Genomic DNA, 24,070 nt, shown 5'->3' on the forward strand with positions numbered 1-24,070 from the left:
GTTTGAACATAACTACAGAGGCATAGGAAAAGTCTATCCAGACAATGCATAAAAAGAGTTTTGCGCTAACTCCGCACAGCGAATAGTGTTTGGTGGTGACAATAGCAATGGCAGAACGGTGACTCTGTTCTGCCATGCATAAGAAACGTTCTGACGCGAGAGCACATCTCCTGCGTCAGAAAAATTCTTTATTTATAGGCAATCACAAAGTTGGTGCTAGAGGTGAAATCACCCCCGGTGACCGCAGTGGCATCATCGGCTTTCTGCACCATCGCCGTATACGTCAGGGTATTATTGTCGTCTCCCAGACCCGTCAGTTCCAACGCCGTACCAAAGGTGATATCGTTGATCTTGATACCCAAACCGGTCGCACTGCCATTGGTTTTCAGCAGGTTTTTACCCGCAATCTGGTTGGTGCTGTTGAAGGTGATTTCCGCCGTTTTCTTATCCATCACACAGTTCTCCAATTTGATTTTGAAGTCCTTGGTGACGCTTCTGCCTGAGTTCAACCCAGACATGGAAAGCTGACTAAAATCTACCTTGACATCCGCACCATCCTGACCCGCAGCCAGGTCGCATGGCGAATCCCTGACTTCTCCGGTGAACGTCACGGTACCGCTGTTTCCGGTAGCAGCCTGAGCGCCGAATGAGATACCGCTCGCCAGTAAGGTGGCCATAGCAATTTGCGAAAATTTCATCGTTTTTTCCTTTTTTCTAACTAAAAACAGCACAGGTCGAGCCTGCACCTCCATATTATTGGTCGTCACCGTTCTTACCTGTCGTAATACGTTACGCTGAGGACATATACACATAGCTTTCGGCGACCCGACAAATATTATGTACGATCGCAATAAACAGCAAATTAATCTGCACTTATGCAAAATATTAGGTTTTTAATCTAAAAAATCACATTAATTAACATTAAATACCGCAAATGAATGAAAAGTCATCAATGCCCAGCATTTCTAACTCATTAGAAACCAACGTAAATGTTGATGAAAAATAAATTCAAAAGTCACACTTGACTATCTACACACACTTAACTTAGATTTCTCCTAAATTTATAAAGAAAGATTAATCTTAGTCAGAAAAATCATCTCATCAACAACACCTAGGAAGTTGATTATAAAATGAAATACACCATAAACTTAATCATTGTGTTTGATCCGGAGCATCGAACACTCGCATTAAACAATAATAATCAAACGGCTCTTGAACTCTCAAAACCCTCTTGCCGAGTACTTAATGAGTTTATCAAAAGCAATGGGGTTAACTTATCCCGTGATTCGTTACTGAAAAATGCGTGGGAGGATTATGGTTTTCCTGCTTCCAACGCAGGCTTGAACAACTGCATCAGTGAGTTGAGAAAATCATTTGTTAGCCTGGGGATAGAAAAACCCATCATTATAACCCTACCTAAGATAGGGTTTAGAATGGAAGCAGATATTCACCCCACACCAAAACAAAAAACCGATGCCAAGATAAAGAAAGTGGAACAAGTGGTGACGAAACCAGAGAAGGAGGGAGCTCCTAAAGAGGAAAAGTCCATCGGTACTCTTCCATTGGCCATGCCAGATAAATTGACCATAAAAACCATGATGATACCTACCCTGGCACTGCTGGCTGTATTGGGTTTCATCGGCCTGGCTTTGCTGCTCAGGGCACCATCAACTCAGCTAAAATTAATTAGCACCTATAAACAATGTGATATTTACTCTCTCAGAAAAGATCCCGTCCCCGGCTCAGAGTTCAGGGCAAAAAAGATACTGGAGTCAGAAAAACTGGATTGTGACCTGGTCAGGCAAGACATTTTTTATACCGAAGAGCGCCCCGATAACGAACTATTGAAGATAACTTTTCTGGCTGCCTGTCAAAAAGACCAGACTGAAGGCGATTATCAGCATTGCAAAGTATTTAAAACCATTGAGTAAAATGAAATGAAAAAAATTATTGGCGCAGCGTTACTCCTTACCGTCTTACTGATGTGCCTGTGGTACTTCAATGTTCATCATCAGGATAGAAAACCCTTCCGCTGCGATACTCAGCAAGTGTCGCTGCAGGTGAAAGCAAAAAGTAATATTATACTTAAGGCAAGTGCTACCATTATATTTTCCTCATCAAAATCCGGCATGCTCTACATCTCCGGCTCGATCAAAGAAAATGACACTCGCTATCTGCTGGATCGCAACACCGCCTTCTCCATCACGCCATCAGAAATAAAAGGGGGTAACAATGTCCAATTCACTCATGAACAAGTCCACCCCGCCGACACCACGCCGGACTACATCTGGCGAAAATATGTCATGCCGGAAATTGAACTCGTTGATATTTATACGGAAGTAGTACCCTTATTCCACAACGCAGTATTAATTCGAGGGTTTAGCAATCCGTTCCTGGTCTGCATAAAGCAGGACTAACATCGCATATTAACCCCGCCACTAATCTGCTGCCATGCTTTAGTGGCAAATGGCATAGTATAAAAGCTTAATGCTATGCCATGAAAAACCACCCCCCCCCAACAATCGGCCAGTAAAGATTAAATCCTCAAGATTAAAAGCCAATATAATGAGGTTAAGTGAGTTAGTTTGGTACATTAAAAATGTTTGTATAACATGTTATGCAGATAAGTATCCTCTATGGCTAACGCATTGCTTTTATAGCACCCCAAATGATCTTCGCGGTTGTTGCTGAAATAGACACAACACTAAATGGAACTTGACCATGAAGAAAAAAATATCCATCTCATTAAACGATCACGATAGCTATTTCTTAGCCGGCCTGAAGTACGGACTGGCTGAGTATTTTACCGATCTGAATACTCAGGTTAATTTTTTAAGCGGTTACTCCGTAGATAAACCTGACATTATTTTTCAGGCGCTGTATAAGGGAGAAAGAGCTAACTTCTGCCGGAACTTTCCTGCAGACGAGCCTCAACCGCTCTATTTTGTGATACGTGATAAAGCTCAAAGGCGCTTTACTGCCCCCATCCACTGTGTCGCCAAAAGTAGTACGCTATACCGCAACCAAAGCCTCTGCGACATGCTGGAGATGGTAAAAGTAGCCATGCAAGTGCCTTCCAGGCCCCCAGAAAGGGCGCACCATTATTGCCCTGCCTGCCATCGCCAGAGCCTGACCGAACGTGAACGCCAGGTTCTGCACTATCTGAGGCAAGGGATCAGCCAGTCGCAGACGGCAAATATTCTGCAACTGAAAGTTAAAACAGTGCACTCGCATAAACGGTCTGCGATGAAGAAACTGAACTTTACTCGCACCAGTGAATTGTTTCACTGGCTGCTGCGAGGGGGATTAACTTTAAATCTGAAATGGTAATTACCGCCGGCTCACGCAACTGCGCCGCTATGTGCATCCCATTGTCCGCAGGGCGATCTCTGCGCCCTGCGTTATCACCCCCTCGCTATACCTTGGGGAAAATCCACAGATGCTCGGCGGGCAGAGACAGCGTGCACATTTCTTGGCCACGAACTTCACTACCATAGGCACGAACCGCAAAGTCCTCTGCCACCGTGCGGAACAGATATTCCCATCGGTCGCCCAGATACATACTGGTCAGCAGGGGTAGCGAGATCTGATTGCCTTGCGGATCTTCCCCCAAGCGTACTCGCTCAACGCGGATCACCGCAGTTGCTTCCTGCCCAGTGATTAACCCAGCCCCAGCCTTACCCCACAGCCCCCAGTCTTTACCTTCGATCCGCGCGTTGCCTTCTCGGATCTCCGTCACCTTGCCAAACAGACGGTTGTTGCTGCCCATAAATTCGGCGGTGAACAGGGTGGCAGGCGAGCCGTACATTTCCTGTGGCGTACCCTGTTGCTCGATCTTGCCGTTATTGAGCAGCAGGATCCGATCGGAGATCGCCATCGCCTCGTTCTGATCGTGGGTTACCATCAGCGCAGAAAGGCCCAGTTTGATGATCAGCTCACGCAGGAACACCCGCGCTTCCTCTCGCAACTTGGCGTCCAGGTTAGATAACGGTTCATCCAGCAAGATCACCGGTGGGTTATAGACCAACGCACGGCCAATCGCCACGCGCTGCTGCTGACCACCGGAGAGCTGATGAGGATGGCGCTTACCTAACTGCCCCAGACCGAGCTGTTCGAGTACCGCCTGTACACGCTGGGTAATTTCCGCTGCAGGCGTTTTGCGTAATTTCAGCGGATAGGCCACGTTATCAAACACGGTTTTGTGGGGCCATAACGCATAGGATTGAAACACCAGGCCCAGATTGCGTTCTTCCGCCGGGATCTCGCTGCGCGCCGTGCCGTTATAGACGGTATTGTTGCCAATGACGATTTTCCCCTGGGTGGGTTTTTCCAACCCGGCTACCGCTCGCAGCAAAGTGGTTTTACCACTGCCTGACGGCCCAAGTAGTGAAACTACCTCTCCCCGTTTGAGCTGCATCGAAACGCCCTTCAATACCGGGTTATCGCCGTAGGTCAGGTGCAGGTTATCTACCGAAAGCTCAATCATGTATTTTCACTCCAAATCGCAGGGCAATCCCTAGTCCTAACACGACCAGAAGGATGTTAATAAAAGAGAGCGCGGCGACAATATCAATCGCCCCCGCCGCCCACAGGGAAACCAGCATGGAACCTATGGTTTCCGTACCCGGTGACAGCAGATAGACCCCGGTGGAATATTCGCGTTCGAAGATCAGGAACATCAGCAGCCAGGATCCAATCAGGCCATAGCGGGAGAGCGGGATCGTCACATGGCGCGTGATCTGGCCGCGAGAGGCTCCGGTGCTGCGTGCAGCCTCCTCTAACTCGGGAGCAACCTGCAACAGCGTCGATGAGATCAACCGTAGGCCATAAGCCATCCACACCACGGTATAAGCCAGCCAGACGCTGAAGATGGTGCTGCGCAGAGAGCGTAACCACACCACCAGGTTTTCACGCAGCCATTCGGCGATCGGCAGCACGGAGAGCCAACCGGCTTTTAGCGATTTATCCAGCCACATCGGCAGGAACAAGAATACCCACAGGAAAGCCAAGCCTGCCAGTAAGCCAGGCACCGCACGCGGCACCAGTACGCTGTAATCCAGAAAACGGGTCACGCCGTCAGGTTTACGGTGCATCGCAATGCCGATAAACAGATAACACACCACCGCCAGCGCACCACCAAACACGCCGATCGCCATCGAGTTAACAATCGCCCGCAGCAGGTTGGGTTGCTGCCAAATGGTGCGGAAGGTGTTGAGCGACAGTTCATCCCAAATGGAAACCCCGACGCCCCAGTTGGAAATAAAGGCGCGCAGCACCACACCCACCAGCGGAACACCGATGGTAACGGTAAGCCACAAGACCACTACGCCACCGGCGACCCAGCGCCATTTACCCAACGGCAATGCACGGGCCTGAGAGGCTTTTCCCTTGACCGTGACAAAGCGGTTGGCGGTTCGCATCAGACGCCGTTGCAGCATCACCAGTGGAATGGTAATGCAGATCAACACCACCGCCACCGCCGCCATCAGATGGTAAGACGGCGTACCCAGCTTGTTGGTCAGTTGATACAGGTAAGTCGCCAGCACCAGGTTGCCTTCCGGGTCGCCCAGCACCAGCATCAGCCCAAACACTTCCAGCCCCAGGAAGAACAGCAACACGCTGGCATACAGGATCGACGGCCGCACCATGGGCAAGCTGACGGCGGTCATGACCTGCAACGGAGAAGCCCCGGCGGTGCGGGCGGCCTCTTCAACATCTGAACCGACGCTGCGCAGCGCCGATGAAATATAGAGATAAGCGTGGGGAACATGCGTCAGCCCGGCGATCACTACGATGCTACCCATCGCATAGATATTCCAGGGCACAAAACCCAGCAAGGATTCTGCCCACAGCGAGAAGAAACCGACCGGCCCGGCTGCCACTACGTAGCCAAAGCCCAACACCATCGGCGAAACGAAGATCGGCACCAGGATCAGCGGTTCAATAAAGCGGCGGCCCGGCAAATCGGTTCTCACCATTAAAAATGCCAGTACGCCACCTAACGGAATGGAGATGACAACCAGGCCAAATGCCAGAATAAATCCGCTTTTCAGCGCCTTGTAGAAATCGGGGTCGGTAAAGATAAACCGGAAGGCCTCAAGGCTGAACACCTTGGAAGGCGAGAAAAACGGCGCGGAAAGGAAGCTTTGGATCACGATAAACGACAGTGGTACGTAGATAACCAGCGCGGTTATCAGCACCACCAAGCCGCGCGGCAGGCTCTGCCACTTGTTGCGCAATGCTTTCATAGACTGTCCCGATGGTGATATCCCCTGCATCCCGAGATGCACCGGGGTAGAGTTCCCTGTTTAAGCAATACAGGCTTCATGCTGAAGGAGAACGCAGGAAAGATTCTGTGCAGTTCCCCTCACCCTAACCCTCTCCCACAGGGAGAGGGGACTGAATGTGCCACAACTTAATCACGACACCCGCCCCAAGCATTAATCCTGTTACAGATTAACTTCTGCACCTGCCCCCAACCCCGTACCAGCTCCCTCTCCCTGTGGGAGAGGGTTGGTGTGAGGGGTAACAATGATTGGCGTGCCCTATTCCGTCATCACTTCGCAGCGGCAGTACGCCACTGTTTGATGTACTCCAGGCGTTTGGCAGGTTCCAGATATTCCAGCAGGCTCTCGTCCACCGGGATTGGTTTCAACGCCTTACCCAGCATCTGCGTCATGCCATCGATGTCGTTCTTGCCTTCGATATCGTTGCGGATGGAGGGGATATCCGCCTTGTTGGCCAGGATATTCTGCCCTTGCTCAGACAGCACGTAGTTCACCCACAGTTTGGCCGCATTGCTGTTGGCCGCTTCCTGGCTGATAAAGGTCACACGTGACAACACCAGCGTGTAGTCTTTGGGATACGAGATACCGAGTGAAGGGTCGGTTTTGGCTCGCGCCTCGGCATAGGACCCCAGGATATTAAAACCAATCAGGTTTTCGCCTGAGGAAACCCTTTCCATCATGGTGCCGGTGGAAGACTGCACGGCCAACCCGCCCTTGGCGATATCGGCCAAGGTAGCGAAGTAGTTTGGATCGGCCTTGAAGTCTTGCACCGAGAGCATGAAGCCCAGGCCCGACTTCTCGATGTCATAGGTGGTGACTTTCTTTTTGAATTTATCCGGCTGGCTGGCAATCAGCTTAGCCAGCGCAGCATGGGAGTCCGGCACCTCACTCTGCGGGATCAGGCGCTTGTTGTAGATAAACACCACCGGCTCATAAGTCGTGCCATAGGCCTTATCTTTCCACACGGCCCATTTAGGCAGTTGCCCCAGCTCTGGCGAGGCATATTCCAACGCATAGTCGGTGGCCAGCTTCAGCGCGGTATCCATAGAAGAACTCCACACCACGTCACCGCTAGTGCCCCCAGCCGCCTGCTCGCTGATATAACGGTTATACAGCTCGGTGCTGTTCATATCGTTGTATTCTACTTTGATGCCAGGATACAGCGCTTCAAACCCCTGGATCAGTGGCCCTGCGGCTTTGGTATCCGTAGTGGAATACACCACCACCTTGCCTTCTTTTTTCGCCGCATCGACAATCTTTTGATAATCGGCCGGGTAGCCTTCCGGGAACTGGGCAAAGGCCGGAGCAGAGATTAAGACGGCCGCCGCCGCCATAGATACGCCAATCTTAAAAAACATACCATTAACTCCTGGTTACATTTATAAAACCAAAAATTAACATATAGCGAATGGCGGTGGTTAAGCAACGCCGTTAATTCGCTATGTTGCTGTTTTGTGATGGTGGGCGATTTTTGGACAGCAACAGCCATGATTATCCAATCATTAAGGATTTCTTAATGTTGTCTAGGCTGAGGAGAGAGAAAGGAGAGTGGCCGGGGAGCAAAAAATAAGGGGCGAATATTCGCCCCTCGCACAGTTAAAGCTCAGTCGTTATTTCACCAGCGCGTTAGCCTTGGCTACCACGTTGTCGACGGTGAAGCCGAACTCTTTGAACAATTGCTCTGCCGGAGCAGATTCACCGAAGGTGGTCATGCCCACGATCGCGCCGTTCAGGCCAACATACTTGTACCAGTAATCCGCGATACCCGCTTCCACCGCTACGCGAGCAGAAACTGCCGCTGGCAGCACGGATTCACGGTAGGCCGCGTCCTGCTTGTCGAAGGCGTCGGTAGACGGCATGGATACCACACGCACTTTACGCCCTTCGGCGGTCAGTTTGTCGGCGGCTTCAACGGTGATGCCCACTTCAGAACCGGTGGCAATCAGGATCACGTCCGGCGTACCTGCACAGTCTTTCAGCACATAACCACCGCGATACACGTTCGCCAACTGCTCGGCGGTACGTGGCTGCTGGGTCAGGTTCTGACGGGAGAACACCAGCGTGGTCGGGCCATCATTGCGCTCGATGCCGTACTGCCAGGCGATAGCCGATTCAACCTGGTCACAAGGACGCCAGGTGCTCATGTTCGGAGTCACGCGCAGGCTGGCCAACTGCTCAACCGGCTGGTGCGTCGGGCCATCTTCGCCCAGACCGATAGAGTCGTGGGTGTAGACGAACACGTTGCGGATTTTCATCAGCGCAGCCATACGCACCGCGTTACGGGCGTATTCCACGAACATCAGGAAGGTCGCAGAGTACGGCAGGAAACCACCGTGCAGCGCGATACCGTTGGTGATAGCGGTCATGCCGAATTCGCGCACGCCGTAATGGATGTAGTTACCCGCCAGATCGTCACCCAGAGACTTGGAGCCGGACCACATGGTCAGGTTGCTTGGTGCCAGATCCGCAGAACCACCGAGGAATTCAGGCAGCAGTTTACCGAAGGCTTCCAGTGAGTTCTGTGATGCCTTACGGCTGGCGATGTTGGCCGGGTTAGCCTGCAACTGCTCAACGAATTTCTTCGCTTCCGCTTTCCAGTTGGCTGGCAGCTCACCGCTGGTGCGGCGTTTGAACTCTGCGGCCAGTTCTGGGAAGGCTTTGGCGTAAGCGGCGAGTTTCTCGTTCCAGGCGGCTTCTTTAGCCTTACCAGCTTCTTTGGCATCCCACTGGGCATAGATATCCTGCGGGATTTCGAAGGCGGCATATTTCCAGCCCAGAGCTTCACGGGTAGCCGCAACTTCAGCTGCGCCCAGTGGAGCACCGTGGGAATCATGGGTGCCCGCTTTGTGTGGTGAACCGAAGCCAATCACGGTTTTGCACATCAGCAGGGAAGGTTTGTCGGTGACCTTATGGGCCTCTTCGATCGCCGCTTTGATAGAGTCGCTGTTGTGGCCGTCAACGCCACGTACCACGTGCCAGCCATAGGCTTCGAAACGCTTGGCGGTATCGTCGGTGAACCAGCCTTCTACGTGGCCGTCGATGGAGATGCCGTTGTCATCATAGAACGCAGTCAGTTTGCCCAGCTTCATGGTACCAGCCAGGGAACAGACTTCGTGAGAGATGCCTTCCATCATGCAGCCATCGCCCATAAAGGCATAGGTGTGGTGGTCAACAATCTCGTGGCCTGGGCGGTTGAACTGCGCGGCCAGCGTACGTTCGGCAATGGCGAAACCGATCGCGTTAGCGATCCCCTGGCCCAGCGGACCAGTAGTGGTTTCTACGCCTGGGGTATAACCATATTCTGGGTGACCCGGAGTTTTGGAATGCAGCTGGCGGAAGTTTTCCAGCTCGCTCATCGGCAGATCGTAACCAGTGAGGTGCAGCAGGCTATAGATCAGCATTGAACCATGGCCGTTAGACAGCACGAAGCGGTCACGGTCAGCCCAGTGCGGGTTGGTAGGGTTGTGGTTCAGGTAGTCACGCCACAGGACTTCGGCGATATCTGCCATGCCCATAGGGGCGCCCGGGTGGCCGGAATTTGCTTTTTGAACGGCGTCCATACTGAGTGCGCGGATGGCGTTGGCAAGCTCTTTACGAGAGGACATGTTTTACTCCAGGTCGGATTAAAAAAGCGATCAAGATTTCTATTTTCTCAGACTCGGCATTGAAACAGCAATCCCTAATACCGAATGAGAGCGAGTTCATCACTAATGCGCACGTTCGGGACATATTTCGGAATATCGCTATTTCGGCCAAGCCTGTCGTACACTAGGCTATGCGCAGAATAATGGCAGCAAAACACAGTACCACCCCCCTTTACTATCACAGGACGATAGAACGATGAAAATCCGTACTTCTTTGATTGCACTGAGCATTACTGCTTTATTGAGCGGCTGTCAAAACCTTAATACCGATACCCTACTACAATCCGGTGCCCAGGCCTACCAGGCGGCGACGCTGAGCGATAGCGACGTCAAGGCACTCAGTGATAAATCCTGCGCAGAGATGGATAGCCAGGAGCAAATCGCGCCAGCAAGCAGCGAATATACCAAGCGCCTGAACAAGATCGCCGCAGCGTTGGGGGATAATATCAACGGTACCCCTGCAAACTACAAGGTTTACGTGACCAAAGACGTCAATGCCTGGGCGATGGCTAACGGCTGTATCCGCGTCTACAGCGGCCTGATGGACATGATGGATGATAACGAAGTTGAAGGCGTACTGGGCCATGAAATGGGCCACGTTGCGCTGGGCCACACTCGTAAAGCCATGCAGGTCGCTTATGGGACAGTTGCATTACGTACCGCAGCATCTTCAGCGGGCGGCGTAGCAGCCTCATTGTCTCAGTCGCAGTTGGCCGATCTGGGCGAAAAACTGGTCAATGCCCAGTTCTCGCAGAAACAGGAAAGCGATGCGGATGATTACTCGTTCGATCTGCTGAAAAAACGCGGCATCAATCCTGCTGGCCTGGCTACCAGTTTCGATAAACTGGCGAAATTAGACGGTGGTCATGAAAGCAGCATGTTTGACAGCCACCCAACTTCCGAAGCCCGTGCCAAGCACATTCGCGATCGCATCGCTGCCGGTAAGTAACTCTATGTTCCCTCTCTTGGGAGTACGCCTCTGGAGAGAGGGAACTGAGTAAGCGGTCAGTACAGCTTCTGCGGTGGGCCAGCGAAGGTCAACGGCCCAACGCTTTTCATATCAACCTCTACCACCGATGGCCCTGGGTAATTAATCGCCTCCGCCAGCACGCCACCAAACTGCGCAGCATCGCTCACTTTCCAGGCTTTCAGCCCCATCGCCTCTGCCACCTGGCAGAACGCCGGAGTATGCAGTTCGTTATAATACTGGCGTCCAGAGAAATACTTGTCCTGAATGCCACGCATCACGCCATAGCCGCCGTCGTTCATGATCAGCAAGGTGATATTGGCCTGTTCCTGCGCCATGGTTGCCAGTTCCCCCAGGCCCAGCGCCAGACCGCCGTCCCCAACCAAGCCAACCACTTTACGCTGCGGATTGGCAATGGCCGTGCCGATCGCCATCGGTAACCCCATGCCGATCGCTCCTGCCAGCGAGTGAATATTGCATAAAGGCGAGATGGCCCGGAACAGGCGGCTACCCCATACGCTGCCAGAAACGGTGATATCACGTACCAGCAGGCCATCCTGCGGCAGCGCGGCGGCGATAGCATCGTTCAGTTTGGCGTATTCACCAGACTGCTGGCGCAGTGCCGTTTCGGCCAACTCAACCGCACGGCCAATCTCGGCATCCCACTCGGCATTCACTTTCTCGCCGGGTGCCAGGCGTGCTGCCAGCGCACTCAGCAAAGCGGAACAATCGCCATAAACCTGCTCATCCGCCAGATAATTACGGTTGGCCGCCGCCGGATCGATATCAATCTGTACCAACGGGCGCGGCAGTGGGAGTGACCAGGTACGAGTTTCGTTACTCCGCAGGCGGGAACCGGCCACCAGCGTCAAATCACACTGCGTCAGGATAGACTCAACGCTTGGCGAGTTGTGGAAGGCACGCAGGCTGCGCGGATGGCTATCCGGTAAAATCCCACGCCCATGGGTGCTGGAGATCACTACCACACCGGCATCCGCCAACTGTTTCACCGCCTCACGACAGGCCAGCGCACCACCACCAACCCACAGCAATGGACGTTTGGCACGCTTCACCTGCTGGTAAAGACGTTCAACCGCAGCTTCATCCGCAGCAGGCAGCGCAGGAGGCTGTACCACCTTCCCTACCAGGCTGGCGGGAACCAGGCTGTTCTGAATATCGATCGGGATCTCTACCGCCACCGGGCCACAAGGCACGGTCTGAGCATCCAGAATGGCGCGCTGGATCACCGCGACCGCCTGCTCTGGCGAGTTCACCCGGTAAGCCTGTTTCGAACAGGCACGCAGGAAGCCCAGTTGATCCTTGGTTTCGTGGATAAACCCGGCATCGGCGTCCAGATAGGCTTTCTCTACCTGACCGGTGATATGCAACAGTGGCGTATTGGCATTCAGCGCTTCAATCATCGCACCGACGGCGTTACCGGCTCCGGCACCGGTACTGGTCAGTGCCACCCCCAAGCCAGAAAAGCGCCCGTGGGCATCAGCCATGGTTACAGCACCAGCCTCACCGCGTGCCGGAACAAAACGGATCGCGCCACGCTGCCCAACGGCATCGGCAATCGGCAGATTGTGGATCGAGATGATGCCGTACATTGCCGCCACCTCGTACTGTTCCAACGTTCGGGCTATCGCCTCACCAACCGTAATTTTTTCGCTCATCATCTGCCTTCTTATTGTCTTTGATCGTAGGGTACGTCAGTCGCTCCAGCGGTTAGGCTGATTGCTGAGGGAGAGATACAAACTCTTTTGCTGCATATAGGCCTGGATGCCATGTAAGCCCTTTTCGCGCCCCAGGCCGCTTTGTTTAAAGCCGCCAAACGGTGTGGAAATCGAGAATGTCTTGTAGGTATTGATCCAGACGGTACCGGTTTCCAACTGTTCCGCCAGCGCCATCGTGCGGGCAAAATCACGGCTCCAGATCCCGGCCGCCAAGCCATAGATCGAGTCGTTGGCCTGTTCGATCAGTTGCTGTTCATCATCAAACGGCAACACTACCAGCACAGGGCCAAAGATCTCTTCCTGGCAGGTGCGAGCACTGTTGCTCAGCCCTTCAATAATGGTCGGCAGGTAGTAGCAGCCCTGAGCCAACTGCGGATCGGCAGGAGCTTCACCGCCAATGAGCACCCGGCCCCCTTCCTGCTGAGCCAAGGCCACGTAGTCCGCCACGCTCTGACGATGCTTGTGGCTGATCAGCGGGCCGAGGTGGACACCGGCTTGCAGCGGGTTACCAATACGCAGCCCGGCGGTCAGCTCGCATAAACGGGCCAACAGCGGCTGATACAGCGAACGGTGCACAAACAACCGTGATCCAGCGATACATGCCTGCCCGGCCGAGCTGAAAATGCCGTAGCAGATGCCACGTGCCGCCTGTTCCAGATCCGCATCTTCCAGCACGATAGTGGGCGACTTGCCTCCCAACTCTAGCGATGTAGGGATCAGTTTTTCTGCGGCAATATGTGCCAAATGACGGCCAGTGGAAGTCCCGCCGGTGAAGGAGATCTTTTTCACCAACGGATGGCGAGCCAAGGCTTCACCAATCACCGACCCCTTGCCCGGCAATACGCTGAGTAATCCTGCAGGCAAGCCTGCCTGTTCAAACAGTTCGGCCAGCTTCAGCGCCATTAACGGCGTGGCTTCTGCCGGTTTCAGTACCACCGCATTCCCTGCCGCCAGCGCCGGAGCCACCTTCTGCATTTCACTGGCAATCGGTGAGTTCCACGGCGTGATCGCCGCTATTACGCCCAGCGGCTGATACTGGCTCAGCGTCATCGCATCACGGTTACGCTGGGTAGGAAGCTCCCCCTCCAGCACCTCGCAGGCGGCAGCAAAATAGCGAGCCGTAGCCGCCGCACTCATGACCAGACCACGGGTTTCCGCCAGTGGTTTGCCATTGTCACGGGTTTGCAACTGCGCCAGGGTTTCCACTTGTTCAGTAATCAAATCGCTAACGCGATGCAGGATCGCTGCACGCTGATGCGGCACCAATCCACGCCAGCTCGGCTCGCGCCAGGCTTTTTCTGCCGCCGCAACCGCCTCATTCACATCCTCGACGTTCGCCGCTCGCAGGCGAGCATTCACGCTGCCATCAGCCGGGAAAACCGAACTCATCTCTTCGCCGCGCCCTTCGCACCAGCGGCCGGCAAGAAAAATCTTTAACGTTTCCATGCTTTGCTCCTGCCATTCAGGCAATAAAACCGCCGTCCACCAAACTGCGGCAGGCTTGTACCGCACTCAGCGCCGCCAGCGTTGATGTTTTCGGGTTGCTGGCCAGCGGGTTGCCGCACAGCTCAATCTGGAACTCGCCAAACTGACCACACACCTGTAGGCGGTGAGTATTACGTTGAGTATGCGGATCTACCTGCAAGCGTACCCGCGTGGCATCCATCCCCAAGCCATGGAGCGCAATGGTGGCCGCTACGTTGGCGTTGGCTGGGAACATGCTTGCGGCTTCCCGCGCCGACCCCTCAAAGAACACCTGGGCTTCGCTGACGGCATCCAGATTAATCATTTTTTCCGCCGGGCTGCCGCGCCAACTGGCCGGGCTTTTGCTGGACTGATAGGTCACGCTGTCCAACCCGCCTTCCCGCGCCGAAGCCAGGCCATCCATACCCGCCACCGCACCAGACAGCACGATCAGCCGCCCGTGGTAACGTGCGCAGGACTGCTGCAAACGCTGCTGCAATGCGGCATCTGCCAGGGCGCCAGTAGAGATCACGGCCAGCCGCCAGCCACGTTTAACGATGGCCTCACCAAACTCAGCGACCGCCTGCTGGCTAGCACACTCCAGCACCAAATCAGGTTGCCCGGTACACTGGTCAGGATGGGTCAACGCCTGCACCTGCCCGGCAAATGCGGCGTCGATCTCGGCATGATGCGCTTCCCGTGCCACGATCCAACCGACTGCCACGCCCTCCGGCAGGCGCGCCAGCACCTCTTTTGCCATCGCGCCATAGCCAATCATCATGATCTTCTTCATCTTTTCAGTCCCGTCAGAGATGGCGATTAAAGCCGCCGGAAACGTCCAGCGCCGCGCCGGTGGTAAAGGAGGACATGGGGGAGGCTAAAAACAGCAGCGCCCGTGCCGGTTCCTGCGGTTTACCCAAACGCCCCATCGGGATGCCACGCCGCTCGGCAATCGCCGCCGTCCACTGTTCCCAGCTTTGTTGTTGATCCTGGCGCTCGGCGAAACGCCGACGCCATTGGCCCGATTCCACCATCCCCAGCAGGATGGAATTGACGCGGACTCCTTTACTCACCAGCTCTTTGGATAAGGTCAGCGTCATATTGAGCAACGCGGCACGGGCTGCCGAGGTGGCAATCATGTGCTCTTCCGGCTGCAGGGCCAGCAGTGAGTTAACGCAGGTAATGGAGGCGATATCCGAGCGCTCCAACGCCGGTAAAAAGGCCTGCACCGGGTTGATCACCCCGAACAGCTTCAGCTCTGCCTCATGTAACCAGGCCTCGCGCGGCGTCTGATCGAAATGCGCCACAAACCCCTGCCCGGCGTTGTTGATCAACATATCCACTGCGCCAAAATGCGTGCTGACCTGCTCGGCAAACTTGGCAACCTGCTCGGCGTCGAGCACGTCGCAGCGTAACGCCAGGATCTCCGCCTGCGGGAACTCTTCACGCAGGCTGGCCTCGGCGCTGGCCAGTTTGTCCTGATTGCGGCCACAGAAGGCCACCTTCGCCCCTTCGGCCAGCAGTAAACGCAGCGTCTCAAAACCGATCCCCGAGGATCCTCCGGTGACCACCGCCACTCGCCGCTCAATCTGAAAATTCATGGTTGGATTGCCCCCGTAAAGTCCTGCAAATAGCGGTTAAACAGCGCTGGCGCATCGAGATAGCTGGCATGCCCCGCCGCATCAATCAGACGCATTGTCGCATCCTGCTGTTGTGCCAACGTTGCGGCCCCCTGTGGTGGCGTGATGCGATCGACACTGCCACACCACACCTGTAACGGGCCGCGATAGCGCACCAGGTAACGGTTGATATCGTCATTGGCCAACATCCAGGCGGCGCTGAGAAAACCGGCCGGATTAAGTTGCTTCATGCCGCTGCGTACCCAGGCAATGTCCTGCGGATCCGCCTCTTCACGTAACAATGCAGCCGCACGCTGTTCGCCGTAGCCCTGTGGGCCAAGCGTTTCGATCATCTTTTTGCGTTGGCCATATACCTGCTGGCGTTTTTCCAGCGGCGCAGTGGCATAGCCCTGAGCCGGATCGGCCAGCACCAGTCCACTCAGCCCATCTGGGTTGGCAGCGGCAAAGGCACTGCCGATCAACGCACCGAGCGAATGCCCCACAATCAACGGCTGTTGTAACTGCAACTCGGCGATCAACGCCGCCAGCGCGTTGGCATAAGCAGCAGCATCTGGCTCTGTCTGTGCCAATGCTGCACTACCGCCATAACCTGGAGCATCCCAGGCAATCAGGCGGTGCCCGTCCGTCAGGGCGCGATCGCTGAACTGCTTCATCCACGAAGCAGAACCGGAACTGATGCCATGCAGCAGCACAACTGCCCGGCCATGCCCGGCTTCGCGCCAACTTAGCCGCTGGCCTCCACAATCCGCCTGCTGGCGTTCCGGTAAGCTGTTCATCAGTTACGCTTCACTTTCGACAACGGGTGATCGGCCGGGTAAGTCGGGGTTTCCGGCTTGGCAGTACCGAGCATCACGCACATCAGAGCTTCTTCTTCACCGTGATTGAACAGGCCGCGATAAACCCCCGCCGGAACAGAAATCAGATCGCGCTCTTTCAGGATGGTTTCGTAATACTCTTCACCGTCCTGGATCATCAGTGTGATCTTGCCTTTGAGCATAAAGAACACTTCTTCAACGTCGTCATGCAGGTGTAATGGCCCCTCACATTTTGACGGCAGCACCATGGTGGAGAAGGTAAAGTTCCCCGCTGGAATGGTGTTGGTGTCGCTGACTACGCCGGTGGCACCGGTGCCGATATAGCGCATCTGCGCCCGGCGGTATTTCGGATCGTAATCGGCCTGGAACTTCAGTGCGTTCCAGTCATATTTACGGCCTTCAAAACGGGCGATACGCGATTCCACCCACTTTTCCATTGTCAGATCCTGCGGCTTGATGCCGGCTTTATTCTCAACCTGGGACATGTTGTCTCTCCTTCGTTGCATCAATACTTATTCAGTAACGGCAGCAGAATGGCGCAGCCGACAAAGGCCATCACCACCAGGAACAGCAAACCGTTATCCATATTGCCGGTGGCGGCGATCAGAGCCCCCATCAGCACCGGTGCCAATGCGCCGGCAAAATTACCCAATCCGTTAAATACCCCACCAGCGGTAGCGCTCACCCGGCTGCTGGTGGCCTTGGCCAATAGCGCGAAGATGTTTGGCGCGCCGGCTCCCCACATAAAGGTGCTGAAGGACATGGCGGCGATCACGCTGTAGGTGCCCTGCATATACAGAACGACACCCAAACCGATCCCTGCACCGCACAGCGAGATGAAACAGGCCAACGCTCGGCGATCCATCTTGTCCGACAGCCAGGCCCCCACCACCTCGCCAAGCAACATGGCAATAAACGGCAGTGACGACAGGTATCCGGCGTGCTCCAGATGAATGCCTTTGCCTTCGATCAGATAGCTCGGCAGCCAGCCATTCATACCCCACAGGTAGGTGAGAAATGCGATGTTAAACAGGCAAATCATCCAGAAATGTGGCGTGCTGAACAGTTCGCGGCGCAGTTGCTTGCGTTCGGCAACGGCCGGTTTACTGGTGGTGCTGGCCGCCGGGCGTGCCACGTTCAGGTGACGCATGCCAAACAGCACCAGCAACATCACCGGCACGGTCAGAAACGCCATAAAGAAGAAGGTGGTTTCCCAGTTAAAGCGGCTGAGAATAAACAGTGTGACCGGGAAGCCCAGTGCCGCGCCAATCGGAGTCCCCAGCAGCCACAGCATGGTGGCACGTGCCTGGAGGCGCTGCGGAAAAGCCTGGCGCACGATGGCATAGGCCATTGGCAACAACGGCCCTTCGGCGATGCCCAGCAGGATACGCAGCGTCATCATGGTGTGATAAGAGCGCGTCATCCCCATCAGCACCATCAGTACGCCCCAGGTCACCATCATGCCAATCAGCACTTTGACCGGATTGAGCCGATCGCCAATGCCGCTCAACAACATCGAAGAGAAGCCGTAGGAGAACAAAAAGGCACTCATCAGCAGCCCGAGCCGGGTGGGATCAAAGCCGATGCCCATCGCCTGCTGAAACTCGTGGTCAGAAAACAGCGCGGCAATGCTGATCTTGTCGAAAAACGCCAGTAACACGCAGGCAAACAGGGCTGCCGGCACCGACCAACGCACGCTGGTTGGCGAATTTTCGGCAACAGCATCCCCCACCCGACCGCTGCGGGCGTCGATATCTTGCGTAGTCATAAAACGCTCCCTTTGGGTCGGGCGTTATTTCAACGCCATCAGAGAAAATTCCACATCCGCCAGTTGCTGCGGATCCAGTACCCGGCCGCTGGCCAGCCAGCGTTTACCCAGCTTGATGGTGCGTGCGTCGTTAAACGCGACCAATTGCACCAGTTGCCGATCGGCATTCAGGGTGAAGAACAGTTGTGACTGCGGCGTGCGGCGCACTATCTGGTGAACGCCGCCGGTAGGAACGCCCAGGATTTGGATATTGGCGTCGTATTGATCCGACCACAGCCAGGCAACATCATCGTAAGGTGCGGCAAACGCATCCAACATGGCGCAAGCGGTGCTAATCGCCTGATTCTGTGCGTAGGCCCAGGATTGCAGACACAGGCCGAGGGTTGGATGGCGCGCAACATCGCCTGCGGCAAAAATGGCCGGATGGCTGGTACGCCCTTGTCCATCTACGACGATCCCGCCTTCAAGCTTCAGCCCTGCGCTGTGGGCCAGTTCCAGATTCAACTCAACACCGATACCGACAACCACCAGGTCGAAGGGCTGCACAGCACTGCTGGCACTGCCAATCCAGGCTTCACCATCGCGATCTTCAAGCGTGATCTCGCCGCAGTCGCAATGCACGGTGACGCCCTGCTGTTGATGCAATTCCAACAACGCCTGGGAAACGCTGGCCCCTACGCTGCGCATACACAACGCGGGTTGGCGCTCAAACACCGTCACGTCAACGCCCAACTTGCGGGCCGAGGCGGCAATCTCCAGCCCAATCCAGCCCCCCCCCACAATCGCCAGCTTTTGGCATTGTTGCAGGCCCTGGCGCAGGCGTGCCGCATCATCCCAGGAACGTAGGGTCATTACTCGCGGGTGCTTGGCCCAGTTGGCATCCGGCAGGCGTGGTCGGCCACCTGTCGCAATCAGCAGTTGATCGAACTGCAGTTGGCTGCCGTCGCTGAGCGTGACGATTTGCTGCTGTCCGTCGATGGCTTCGGCACGTAGCGGACGATGCCAATCGATATTCATCCCGGCCACCACTTCTTCACTGAACAGGCGGCTGAGTGGCGCACTACCATCCAACAGCGCCGCCTTGGAGAGCGGTGGGCGTTCGTAAAAATCATAAGGCTCGTCACTGATCACTGACAGCCTGCCGTTGTAGCCGCGATCGCGCAGCGTTTTCGCCGCCCAACCACCAGCTTGACCGCCGCCGATAATGACAATGCCTGCACGGGTTGGTTGGCTCATACCGCCCCCGGCTTCTTATGTTGGCGGCGGGTATCGTGATCGATACCGCCTTCGACCGCCCATTCGGTAAACGACACCAGCGAATGCTCCAGCTCACGCGGCTGCCAGTTTTCCGTCAGGTAGTCATCATTGGTGTAATACTCAAAGGCACCGCCGGTCGGGCTGTTGACGTACCAAAAATAGGCCGAGGAGATCGGATGGCGGCCTGGGCCAATAAAGGTGCTCCACTGCTCTTTATTCATCGCGATGCCGCCGCCGATCACTTCATGGATATCGCGTACGGTGAAGGCGACGTGGTTCAGGCCCCGTGGGCGGTTAGGCAGTTTCAGCAGGAACAGGTTGTGATGGCCACCGCGTGCCTGAGTGCGCAAGAAGACGGCGCGGTCGATATAGCGGTCGGAAACCTGGAAACCGAGCAGCTCGCAGTAGAAGCGCTCGGTAGCAGCCAAATCCTCAACGAAGAACACCACGTGGCCGATATTGACCGGCTCGGCTTTGGCATAAACCGGGCTTGGCTGGTCGATGCGGCGTACATCGCCCCATTGGTTGATCGGCGAAACGGGCAGTTCCACCGGTTGCTGCGCCGTAACGGCAAAACGCAGCGTCATACCGTTGGGATCGCGGCATTCCAGTTCTTCGCCAACGTGGCGAAAGCCTGGCATCTGCGCCAACAGGGGCTGCAACGCAGCCAGCGCCGCAGGGCTTTCAACCGCCCAGGTCATGCGGCGCAGGGTTGAACCCGCCTCAAACGCGGCCGGTAAGACCTCGCTGTCTTGCGGATACAGCACCACGCTAGCCCCGCTCAGCGTGGTAAATTCACGGCGCGGTTCGCCCCAATGCTGTAGCGTCGGTTGCAGACCGAAGTCCTGCATGAATTTTTCGCACGTTGGTAGATCTTCGACGCCAAATTCCAGCTTTTCGATTCCGGTTATGCTCATTATTGTGCCTCACGTTCTCGCTGAATGCGTTTTTCAGGCATGATCGACCCCGGCCCATGAAGCTCATGAGTCTTATCCCTGCCTGAGTGATTGGTAGTGGGCGAATAGCGTCGCCCAGATAACAAAGCGTTTGGCCGGTTAGCCGACGTTAGCCTGCGGTGGCGCGCCTAACAGGCCCGATATTTTCACTGCGGCATCCCGGACTTCCATACGCAACCGCTCACGATCCGCCTTTGGGATCTCATCGGACGGCACCATAATGCTGACCACCGCTTCCACCCGCTGTTCGCGGTTAAAGATCGGATAGACGATCGAGGAAATGCCGTGGCGGTAGAAGGATTCGCCAATCACATAGCCACGGGCCTTATCCTGCTGCACCATCTGCCACAGCGCTTCGCGATTGGCCGGTGTCCCCGGCGCCGCATCGGGCAAGGCTTCATGCGGGAACAGGCGTTCAAACTCTTCCCGGCTGGTGCTGGTCAGCAGCATCCGGCCAAGCGAGGTGCGGTGAACCGGTAAACGGGTGCCCACGCTGACCTGGTTGATCTGCGAGCCAGCCGCGCTGACGCGGGCGATATAGATCACGTCATGTCCATCGCGGATCGCCAGATGGCTGCTGCATTGGCTGCGATCGCGCAGCTGCTCGATCACCGGTTGGCCAGCCTGGGCCACGTCCAGCGAGGCGATATATTCAAAGCCCAGACGCAGTACTTTGATCCCCAACGCAAAAGTGTTGGTGCGTGGATTGCGCTCCAAAAAGCCCAGATGCTCCAGCGTTTGCACCACGCGGTAGGCGGTTGCCTTTGGCATATCGACCAGGCGATGTAATTCTGCAAAGGTCATTTCCTTATGCTGCTCGCCGAAGGCCAGCAACAGTTGTAACCCGCGATCCAGCCCCGGGATCAGATATTTACACGCTTGGTCGTCTGCCATGTGCTGCTCCTAAAATGTTTGCCTGTCCGTCAGGCGGTCAGTTAAACACGAAACCACCGTTGACCGGTATCAGTTGGCCGGTGACAAAATCCGCCAGCGGCGACAGCAGATAGAGCACGCTACCGGTCACATCGTCCGGATGCTGTGCACCTGCCAGTGCCCGGCCTTGCTCATACAGCTGATGCCGTTCGGCAGGGACATACTCAGTGGCTTCAACGCGCGTCAAGCCCGGTGCAATGGCGTTAACGCAGATCCCCTGCGGCCCCAGCTCACGCGCCATGGAGCGGGTCATCGAGATGATCGCCCCTTTGCTCGCCACATAGGCCATCAGTTTCGGCGCCCCCCACAAGGCGGTATCAGAGGCAACGTTGACGATTTTGGCATGCGGCGTTTGGGCCAATAATGGCACCGCCGCCTGGCTCACCAACCAGGTCCCCCGCACGTTGACCTGCATGACCTTGTCCCACAGTTCAATGTCGTATTCCATCATGGTTTTGCCACCGACACCGGTTGCCATCGCAGCGTTGTTCACCAGCCCGTCGATCGCGCCGCCCTTGGCAATCGCACTGAACGCCGCAGTGATGGATTGCGGTGAAGCCAGATCGATAACCTGAGCTTCAACCTGTGCCCCCTGCTCACGCAGGCTGGCGGCGCTGTCCTGCAACTCTTCCGCCAGGATATCGCACATCACCACGCTGGCCCCGGCCTGAGCCACCGCAGCGGCGAAGCTGCGCCCCAGCCCACGCGCCGCTCCGGTGACTACGATACGTTTCCCTGCCAGCAAGCCGCTCACTGTGCCGCCTCCAGCTCGCTAAGCGTTGCCAGCTGCTTTTGTGCCTCTTTCTGCATCATACGGCGCAGGCGGGAGAGGCCCACGTCATGTTGATACAGGTATTCACGACCACGCGCGTTCGGTGCCATGTTCTCCAGCACGATGCGATCCTGCTCCAGTACGTCCCAGTGCAGTTCTTCCAGACGGTTGCGGTACATAAAGCGCCATGCGTCACGCTGCCAGTCTTTCACTTTGCGGATACGCCAGAAGAATACCCGGCAGTGATCCTTATCTTCCGGCACCACCATGCCGATGATCCAGAAGTGGCCGCCTGGCCCAAAACGCTTTTTGTAAGGGATCGACAGACGCATCCAATAGGCACCGCTGCTACCAAATTCGACCCAGTCGAAGTTCACGCCAATCTGGCCGTTCTTTTTAAAGATGAAACCGCTGTCGGTGGGTTCCAGCGCCATATCGGCCTTGCGATCCCCTTCCGCCATCGAATGCGATGAGGAGTGCAGGTAGGTGCCATGCATCGGATCCATCACGTTTTCCAATGCGTATTGATAGTTACAGTCCCAGCTGGCGGTACACAGGAAGTTGCTGTAGTTGGCCTCATCCGCCAGCTCTTGCGGGAAGCTCAGTTCGGCAGGCTGTTCATCGGCAGTGACGCCGAAATACAGGAACACCGCGCCGTAAGCCTCTTTCGCCGGGTAGGATTTCAGGCATTTCTGCCCTACCAACGGGCAGCGGTCTACCGCTGGCACATCTTTAACCTCGCCATCGCCACCAACTTCAACGCCGTGATACCAGCAGGCAATGCGATCGCCAAGATTCCAGCCCATCGACAGGCGAGCGCCACGATGCGGGCAACGATCTTCCAGTGCGTGGATCGCCCCTTGTTTATCGCGCCACACCACGATCTGTTGTTCAAGACGGGTGATGCCCACGGGGTTGTTACCCACTTCCCAACTGGCCAATACCGGATACCACATACCGCGCAGGCCCTGATCCAGATAGTCTTGTACCGTCTGCGCGGAGGATGTTGTGTTTGCTGTCATTGTCCTTCTCCCTGTGCGGCTCAGAAACCGTTGACGTGTAGGAATTCGCGGAACGTGGCTTCATTCCATGGCTGACCACTGCGATCGAACAGGCGACGCTGATTGAGCGCACTGACGATCTGCTCCAGCTCCTCCGCCCCTTGCTCGAAGATCTCTTCCAGCGCGGCTACCAGTGAGGTTTCAAACCCGTCTGGCACGCGTGCCCGGGTTTGCCAGATCACATTCTGAAACTGGCCGGGTTGGTGGATTTGGCCGTTGCCTCCCTCACGCGCCGGGATCACCTGTTGGGTATCCGGCAGCCAAGGGTTGAAATCGGTAATGTGCTGCATGCTTATTCCTCCGCGATAAAGGTGATTTGGATTTGATTGTCGATCACCCGGGTAGGGTAGGTTTGCAGATCTCGGCCACCGGGTTCGCGCAGGCATTGGCCGCTACGCACATCGAACACCGCTTCGTGCAGTGGACACTCCACTTTTCCGTCATCGACAAACCCTTGGCTGAGCAAGGCATAGGCATGCGGGCAAACGTCTTCCAGCGCGTAATATTGACCGTCGATCAAATAGACGCCGACCTCTTTTCCCTCAATGTTGGCGGAGAAAGGAAAATCTTCTTTAACTTGAGACACTTCGCACACGTTCTTCCAGCTCATTGCTTCTGTCCTCTATCTGATTGTTTCATATATGAAACTCAGTTTCTTATTTAATACAGTCACTATAGATATGGCGAATCTTTCGTCAAGCCAGCAAAGGGAAGAATGTTAATGATTGGTTATTTTAAAGTTACAACTGCGGAGTGGATCACGAAAAAAT

General features: G+C 55.5%; 23 protein-coding genes. 4 read left to right on the top strand and 19 right to left on the bottom strand.

Annotated elements, in window-relative coordinates:
* Positions 1-188 precede the first annotated feature (188 nt).
* Complete coding sequence (locus IMQ33_RS24820) at positions 189-698, bottom strand: fimbrial protein (RefSeq protein WP_065684498.1); 510 nt, start codon at positions 696-698, stop codon at positions 189-191.
* A 432-nt stretch (positions 699-1,130) separates the two neighbouring features.
* Between IMQ33_RS24820 and IMQ33_RS24825 the strand changes: the two genes are divergently transcribed.
* The 3 genes from IMQ33_RS24825 to IMQ33_RS24835 all read left to right on the top strand — a co-directional run bounded on the left by IMQ33_RS24825 (position 1,131) and on the right by IMQ33_RS24835 (position 3,330).
* Positions 1,131-1,931 carry a transcriptional regulator gene (locus tag IMQ33_RS24825; RefSeq protein WP_065684499.1) on the top strand — a complete coding sequence of 267 codons (801 nt, stop codon included), beginning with the start codon at positions 1,131-1,133 and terminating at the stop codon, positions 1,929-1,931.
* Between the two features lie 6 nt (positions 1,932-1,937).
* Positions 1,938-2,417: a hypothetical protein gene (locus IMQ33_RS24830; RefSeq protein ID WP_196062693.1), complete on the top strand. Its 480-nt coding sequence runs from the start codon at positions 1,938-1,940 to the stop codon at positions 2,415-2,417.
* A gap of 304 nt (positions 2,418-2,721) precedes the next feature.
* A complete protein-coding gene (locus tag IMQ33_RS24835) occupies positions 2,722-3,330 on the top strand; it encodes a LuxR C-terminal-related transcriptional regulator (protein ID WP_196062694.1) in 609 nt (202 codons plus the stop codon).
* 85 nt (positions 3,331-3,415) lie between these two features.
* Here the strand turns inward: IMQ33_RS24835 and IMQ33_RS24840 are convergent, their stop codons facing one another.
* The 4 genes from IMQ33_RS24840 to tkt all read right to left on the bottom strand — a co-directional run bounded on the left by IMQ33_RS24840 (position 3,416) and on the right by tkt (position 9,892).
* Positions 3,416-4,486 (bottom strand): ABC transporter ATP-binding protein, encoded by a 1,071-nt coding sequence (locus tag IMQ33_RS24840; protein ID WP_196062695.1) that lies wholly within the window; start codon positions 4,484-4,486, stop codon positions 3,416-3,418.
* On the bottom strand, positions 4,479-6,248 hold the full coding sequence (locus IMQ33_RS24845; RefSeq protein WP_065684503.1) for an iron ABC transporter permease: 1,770 nt from the start codon (positions 6,246-6,248) through the stop codon (positions 4,479-4,481). The genes IMQ33_RS24840 and IMQ33_RS24845 overlap by 8 nt, the downstream gene beginning before the upstream one ends.
* A gap of 308 nt (positions 6,249-6,556) precedes the next feature.
* Complete coding sequence (locus IMQ33_RS24850) at positions 6,557-7,645, bottom strand: ABC transporter substrate-binding protein (RefSeq protein ID WP_196062696.1); 1,089 nt, start codon at positions 7,643-7,645, stop codon at positions 6,557-6,559.
* Between the two features lie 252 nt (positions 7,646-7,897).
* On the bottom strand, positions 7,898-9,892 hold the full coding sequence (gene tkt, locus IMQ33_RS24855) for a transketolase (protein WP_098929850.1): 1,995 nt from the start codon (positions 9,890-9,892) through the stop codon (positions 7,898-7,900).
* 235 nt (positions 9,893-10,127) lie between these two features.
* Here tkt and IMQ33_RS24860 point away from each other — a divergent pair, with 235 nt between their 5' ends.
* Positions 10,128-10,880: a M48 family metallopeptidase gene (locus IMQ33_RS24860; RefSeq protein WP_065684505.1), complete on the top strand. Its 753-nt coding sequence runs from the start codon at positions 10,128-10,130 to the stop codon at positions 10,878-10,880.
* A gap of 56 nt (positions 10,881-10,936) precedes the next feature.
* On the opposite strand, the gene IMQ33_RS24865 is transcribed toward IMQ33_RS24860, so the two are convergent.
* The 14 genes from IMQ33_RS24865 to IMQ33_RS24930 all read right to left on the bottom strand — a co-directional run bounded on the left by IMQ33_RS24865 (position 10,937) and on the right by IMQ33_RS24930 (position 23,910).
* On the bottom strand, positions 10,937-12,574 hold the full coding sequence (locus IMQ33_RS24865; protein ID WP_173410111.1) for a thiamine pyrophosphate-binding protein: 1,638 nt from the start codon (positions 12,572-12,574) through the stop codon (positions 10,937-10,939).
* 36 nt (positions 12,575-12,610) lie between these two features.
* Entirely contained in the window at positions 12,611-14,080 is a 1,470-nt protein-coding gene (locus IMQ33_RS24870; RefSeq protein WP_196062697.1) for an aldehyde dehydrogenase, read from the bottom strand.
* A gap of 16 nt (positions 14,081-14,096) precedes the next feature.
* Positions 14,097-14,891, bottom strand: coding sequence for an aspartate dehydrogenase (locus IMQ33_RS24875; protein ID WP_024528295.1), 795 nt, complete (start codon positions 14,889-14,891; stop codon positions 14,097-14,099).
* Between the two features lie 13 nt (positions 14,892-14,904).
* Positions 14,905-15,699 carry an SDR family oxidoreductase gene (locus IMQ33_RS24880; RefSeq protein ID WP_024528296.1) on the bottom strand — a complete coding sequence of 265 codons (795 nt, stop codon included), beginning with the start codon at positions 15,697-15,699 and terminating at the stop codon, positions 14,905-14,907.
* Positions 15,696-16,514: an alpha/beta fold hydrolase gene (locus IMQ33_RS24885; RefSeq protein WP_196062698.1), complete on the bottom strand. Its 819-nt coding sequence runs from the start codon at positions 16,512-16,514 to the stop codon at positions 15,696-15,698. Before IMQ33_RS24885 ends, IMQ33_RS24880 begins: the two co-directional genes overlap by 4 nt.
* Positions 16,514-17,038 (bottom strand): cupin domain-containing protein, encoded by a 525-nt coding sequence (locus tag IMQ33_RS24890; RefSeq protein WP_021179767.1) that lies wholly within the window; start codon positions 17,036-17,038, stop codon positions 16,514-16,516. Before IMQ33_RS24890 ends, IMQ33_RS24885 begins: the two co-directional genes overlap by 1 nt.
* A 20-nt stretch (positions 17,039-17,058) precedes the next feature.
* Positions 17,059-18,321: an MFS transporter gene (locus IMQ33_RS24895; RefSeq protein WP_021806229.1), complete on the bottom strand. Its 1,263-nt coding sequence runs from the start codon at positions 18,319-18,321 to the stop codon at positions 17,059-17,061.
* Positions 18,322-18,345: 24 nt separating this feature from the next.
* Entirely contained in the window at positions 18,346-19,557 is a 1,212-nt protein-coding gene (locus tag IMQ33_RS24900; protein WP_173408772.1) for an NAD(P)/FAD-dependent oxidoreductase, read from the bottom strand.
* Complete coding sequence (locus tag IMQ33_RS24905) at positions 19,554-20,495, bottom strand: VOC family protein (protein WP_065684510.1); 942 nt, start codon at positions 20,493-20,495, stop codon at positions 19,554-19,556. The genes IMQ33_RS24900 and IMQ33_RS24905 overlap by 4 nt, the downstream gene beginning before the upstream one ends.
* Before the next feature lie 138 nt (positions 20,496-20,633).
* Positions 20,634-21,428, bottom strand: coding sequence for an IclR family transcriptional regulator (locus tag IMQ33_RS24910; RefSeq protein WP_021806232.1), 795 nt, complete (start codon positions 21,426-21,428; stop codon positions 20,634-20,636).
* A gap of 37 nt (positions 21,429-21,465) precedes the next feature.
* Positions 21,466-22,221 (bottom strand): SDR family oxidoreductase, encoded by a 756-nt coding sequence (locus IMQ33_RS24915; protein WP_059201723.1) that lies wholly within the window; start codon positions 22,219-22,221, stop codon positions 21,466-21,468.
* Complete coding sequence (locus IMQ33_RS24920) at positions 22,218-23,261, bottom strand: aromatic ring-hydroxylating dioxygenase subunit alpha (RefSeq protein ID WP_024484371.1); 1,044 nt, start codon at positions 23,259-23,261, stop codon at positions 22,218-22,220. Before IMQ33_RS24920 ends, IMQ33_RS24915 begins: the two co-directional genes overlap by 4 nt.
* Before the next feature lie 20 nt (positions 23,262-23,281).
* Positions 23,282-23,590, bottom strand: a complete 309-nt coding sequence (locus tag IMQ33_RS24925; protein ID WP_024484370.1) for a recombinase-like helix-turn-helix domain-containing protein — start codon at positions 23,588-23,590, stop codon at positions 23,282-23,284.
* A 2-nt stretch (positions 23,591-23,592) separates the two neighbouring features.
* Positions 23,593-23,910 (bottom strand): non-heme iron oxygenase ferredoxin subunit, encoded by a 318-nt coding sequence (locus tag IMQ33_RS24930; RefSeq protein ID WP_021179759.1) that lies wholly within the window; start codon positions 23,908-23,910, stop codon positions 23,593-23,595.
* Positions 23,911-24,070 lie beyond the last annotated feature (160 nt).

Origin of the sequence: Serratia sp. Res13-Sevr-LER1-36-b (assembly GCF_015673035.1) — a bacterium.
GTDB lineage: Bacteria > Pseudomonadota > Gammaproteobacteria > Enterobacterales > Enterobacteriaceae > Chania > Chania fonticola_C.

What these genes read in the sequence shown, in the direction of transcription:
- IMQ33_RS24820 (WP_065684498.1), bottom strand. Translation starts at nt 698, where the DNA reads ATGAAATTTTCGCAAATTGCTATGGCCACCTTACTGGCGAGCGGTATC.
- IMQ33_RS24825 (WP_065684499.1), top strand. Translation starts at nt 1,131, where the DNA reads ATGAAATACACCATAAACTTAATCATTGTGTTTGATCCGGAGCATCGA.
- IMQ33_RS24830 (WP_196062693.1), top strand. Translation starts at nt 1,938, where the DNA reads ATGAAAAAAATTATTGGCGCAGCGTTACTCCTTACCGTCTTACTGATG.
- IMQ33_RS24835 (WP_196062694.1), top strand. Translation starts at nt 2,722, where the DNA reads ATGAAGAAAAAAATATCCATCTCATTAAACGATCACGATAGCTATTTC.
- IMQ33_RS24840 (WP_196062695.1), bottom strand. Translation starts at nt 4,486, where the DNA reads ATGATTGAGCTTTCGGTAGATAACCTGCACCTGACCTACGGCGATAAC.
- IMQ33_RS24845 (WP_065684503.1), bottom strand. Translation starts at nt 6,248, where the DNA reads ATGAAAGCATTGCGCAACAAGTGGCAGAGCCTGCCGCGCGGCTTGGTG.
- IMQ33_RS24850 (WP_196062696.1), bottom strand. Translation starts at nt 7,645, where the DNA reads ATGTTTTTTAAGATTGGCGTATCTATGGCGGCGGCGGCCGTCTTAATC.
- tkt (WP_098929850.1), bottom strand. Translation starts at nt 9,892, where the DNA reads ATGTCCTCTCGTAAAGAGCTTGCCAACGCCATCCGCGCACTCAGTATG.
- IMQ33_RS24860 (WP_065684505.1), top strand. Translation starts at nt 10,128, where the DNA reads ATGAAAATCCGTACTTCTTTGATTGCACTGAGCATTACTGCTTTATTG.
- IMQ33_RS24865 (WP_173410111.1), bottom strand. Translation starts at nt 12,574, where the DNA reads ATGAGCGAAAAAATTACGGTTGGTGAGGCGATAGCCCGAACGTTGGAA.
- IMQ33_RS24870 (WP_196062697.1), bottom strand. Translation starts at nt 14,080, where the DNA reads ATGGAAACGTTAAAGATTTTTCTTGCCGGCCGCTGGTGCGAAGGGCGC.
- IMQ33_RS24875 (WP_024528295.1), bottom strand. Translation starts at nt 14,891, where the DNA reads ATGAAGAAGATCATGATGATTGGCTATGGCGCGATGGCAAAAGAGGTG.
- IMQ33_RS24880 (WP_024528296.1), bottom strand. Translation starts at nt 15,699, where the DNA reads ATGAATTTTCAGATTGAGCGGCGAGTGGCGGTGGTCACCGGAGGATCC.
- IMQ33_RS24885 (WP_196062698.1), bottom strand. Translation starts at nt 16,514, where the DNA reads ATGAACAGCTTACCGGAACGCCAGCAGGCGGATTGTGGAGGCCAGCGG.
- IMQ33_RS24890 (WP_021179767.1), bottom strand. Translation starts at nt 17,038, where the DNA reads ATGTCCCAGGTTGAGAATAAAGCCGGCATCAAGCCGCAGGATCTGACA.
- IMQ33_RS24895 (WP_021806229.1), bottom strand. Translation starts at nt 18,321, where the DNA reads ATGACTACGCAAGATATCGACGCCCGCAGCGGTCGGGTGGGGGATGCT.
- IMQ33_RS24900 (WP_173408772.1), bottom strand. Translation starts at nt 19,557, where the DNA reads ATGAGCCAACCAACCCGTGCAGGCATTGTCATTATCGGCGGCGGTCAA.
- IMQ33_RS24905 (WP_065684510.1), bottom strand. Translation starts at nt 20,495, where the DNA reads ATGAGCATAACCGGAATCGAAAAGCTGGAATTTGGCGTCGAAGATCTA.
- IMQ33_RS24910 (WP_021806232.1), bottom strand. Translation starts at nt 21,428, where the DNA reads ATGGCAGACGACCAAGCGTGTAAATATCTGATCCCGGGGCTGGATCGC.
- IMQ33_RS24920 (WP_024484371.1), bottom strand. Translation starts at nt 23,261, where the DNA reads ATGACAGCAAACACAACATCCTCCGCGCAGACGGTACAAGACTATCTG.
- IMQ33_RS24925 (WP_024484370.1), bottom strand. Translation starts at nt 23,590, where the DNA reads ATGCAGCACATTACCGATTTCAACCCTTGGCTGCCGGATACCCAACAG.
- IMQ33_RS24930 (WP_021179759.1), bottom strand. Translation starts at nt 23,910, where the DNA reads ATGAGCTGGAAGAACGTGTGCGAAGTGTCTCAAGTTAAAGAAGATTTT.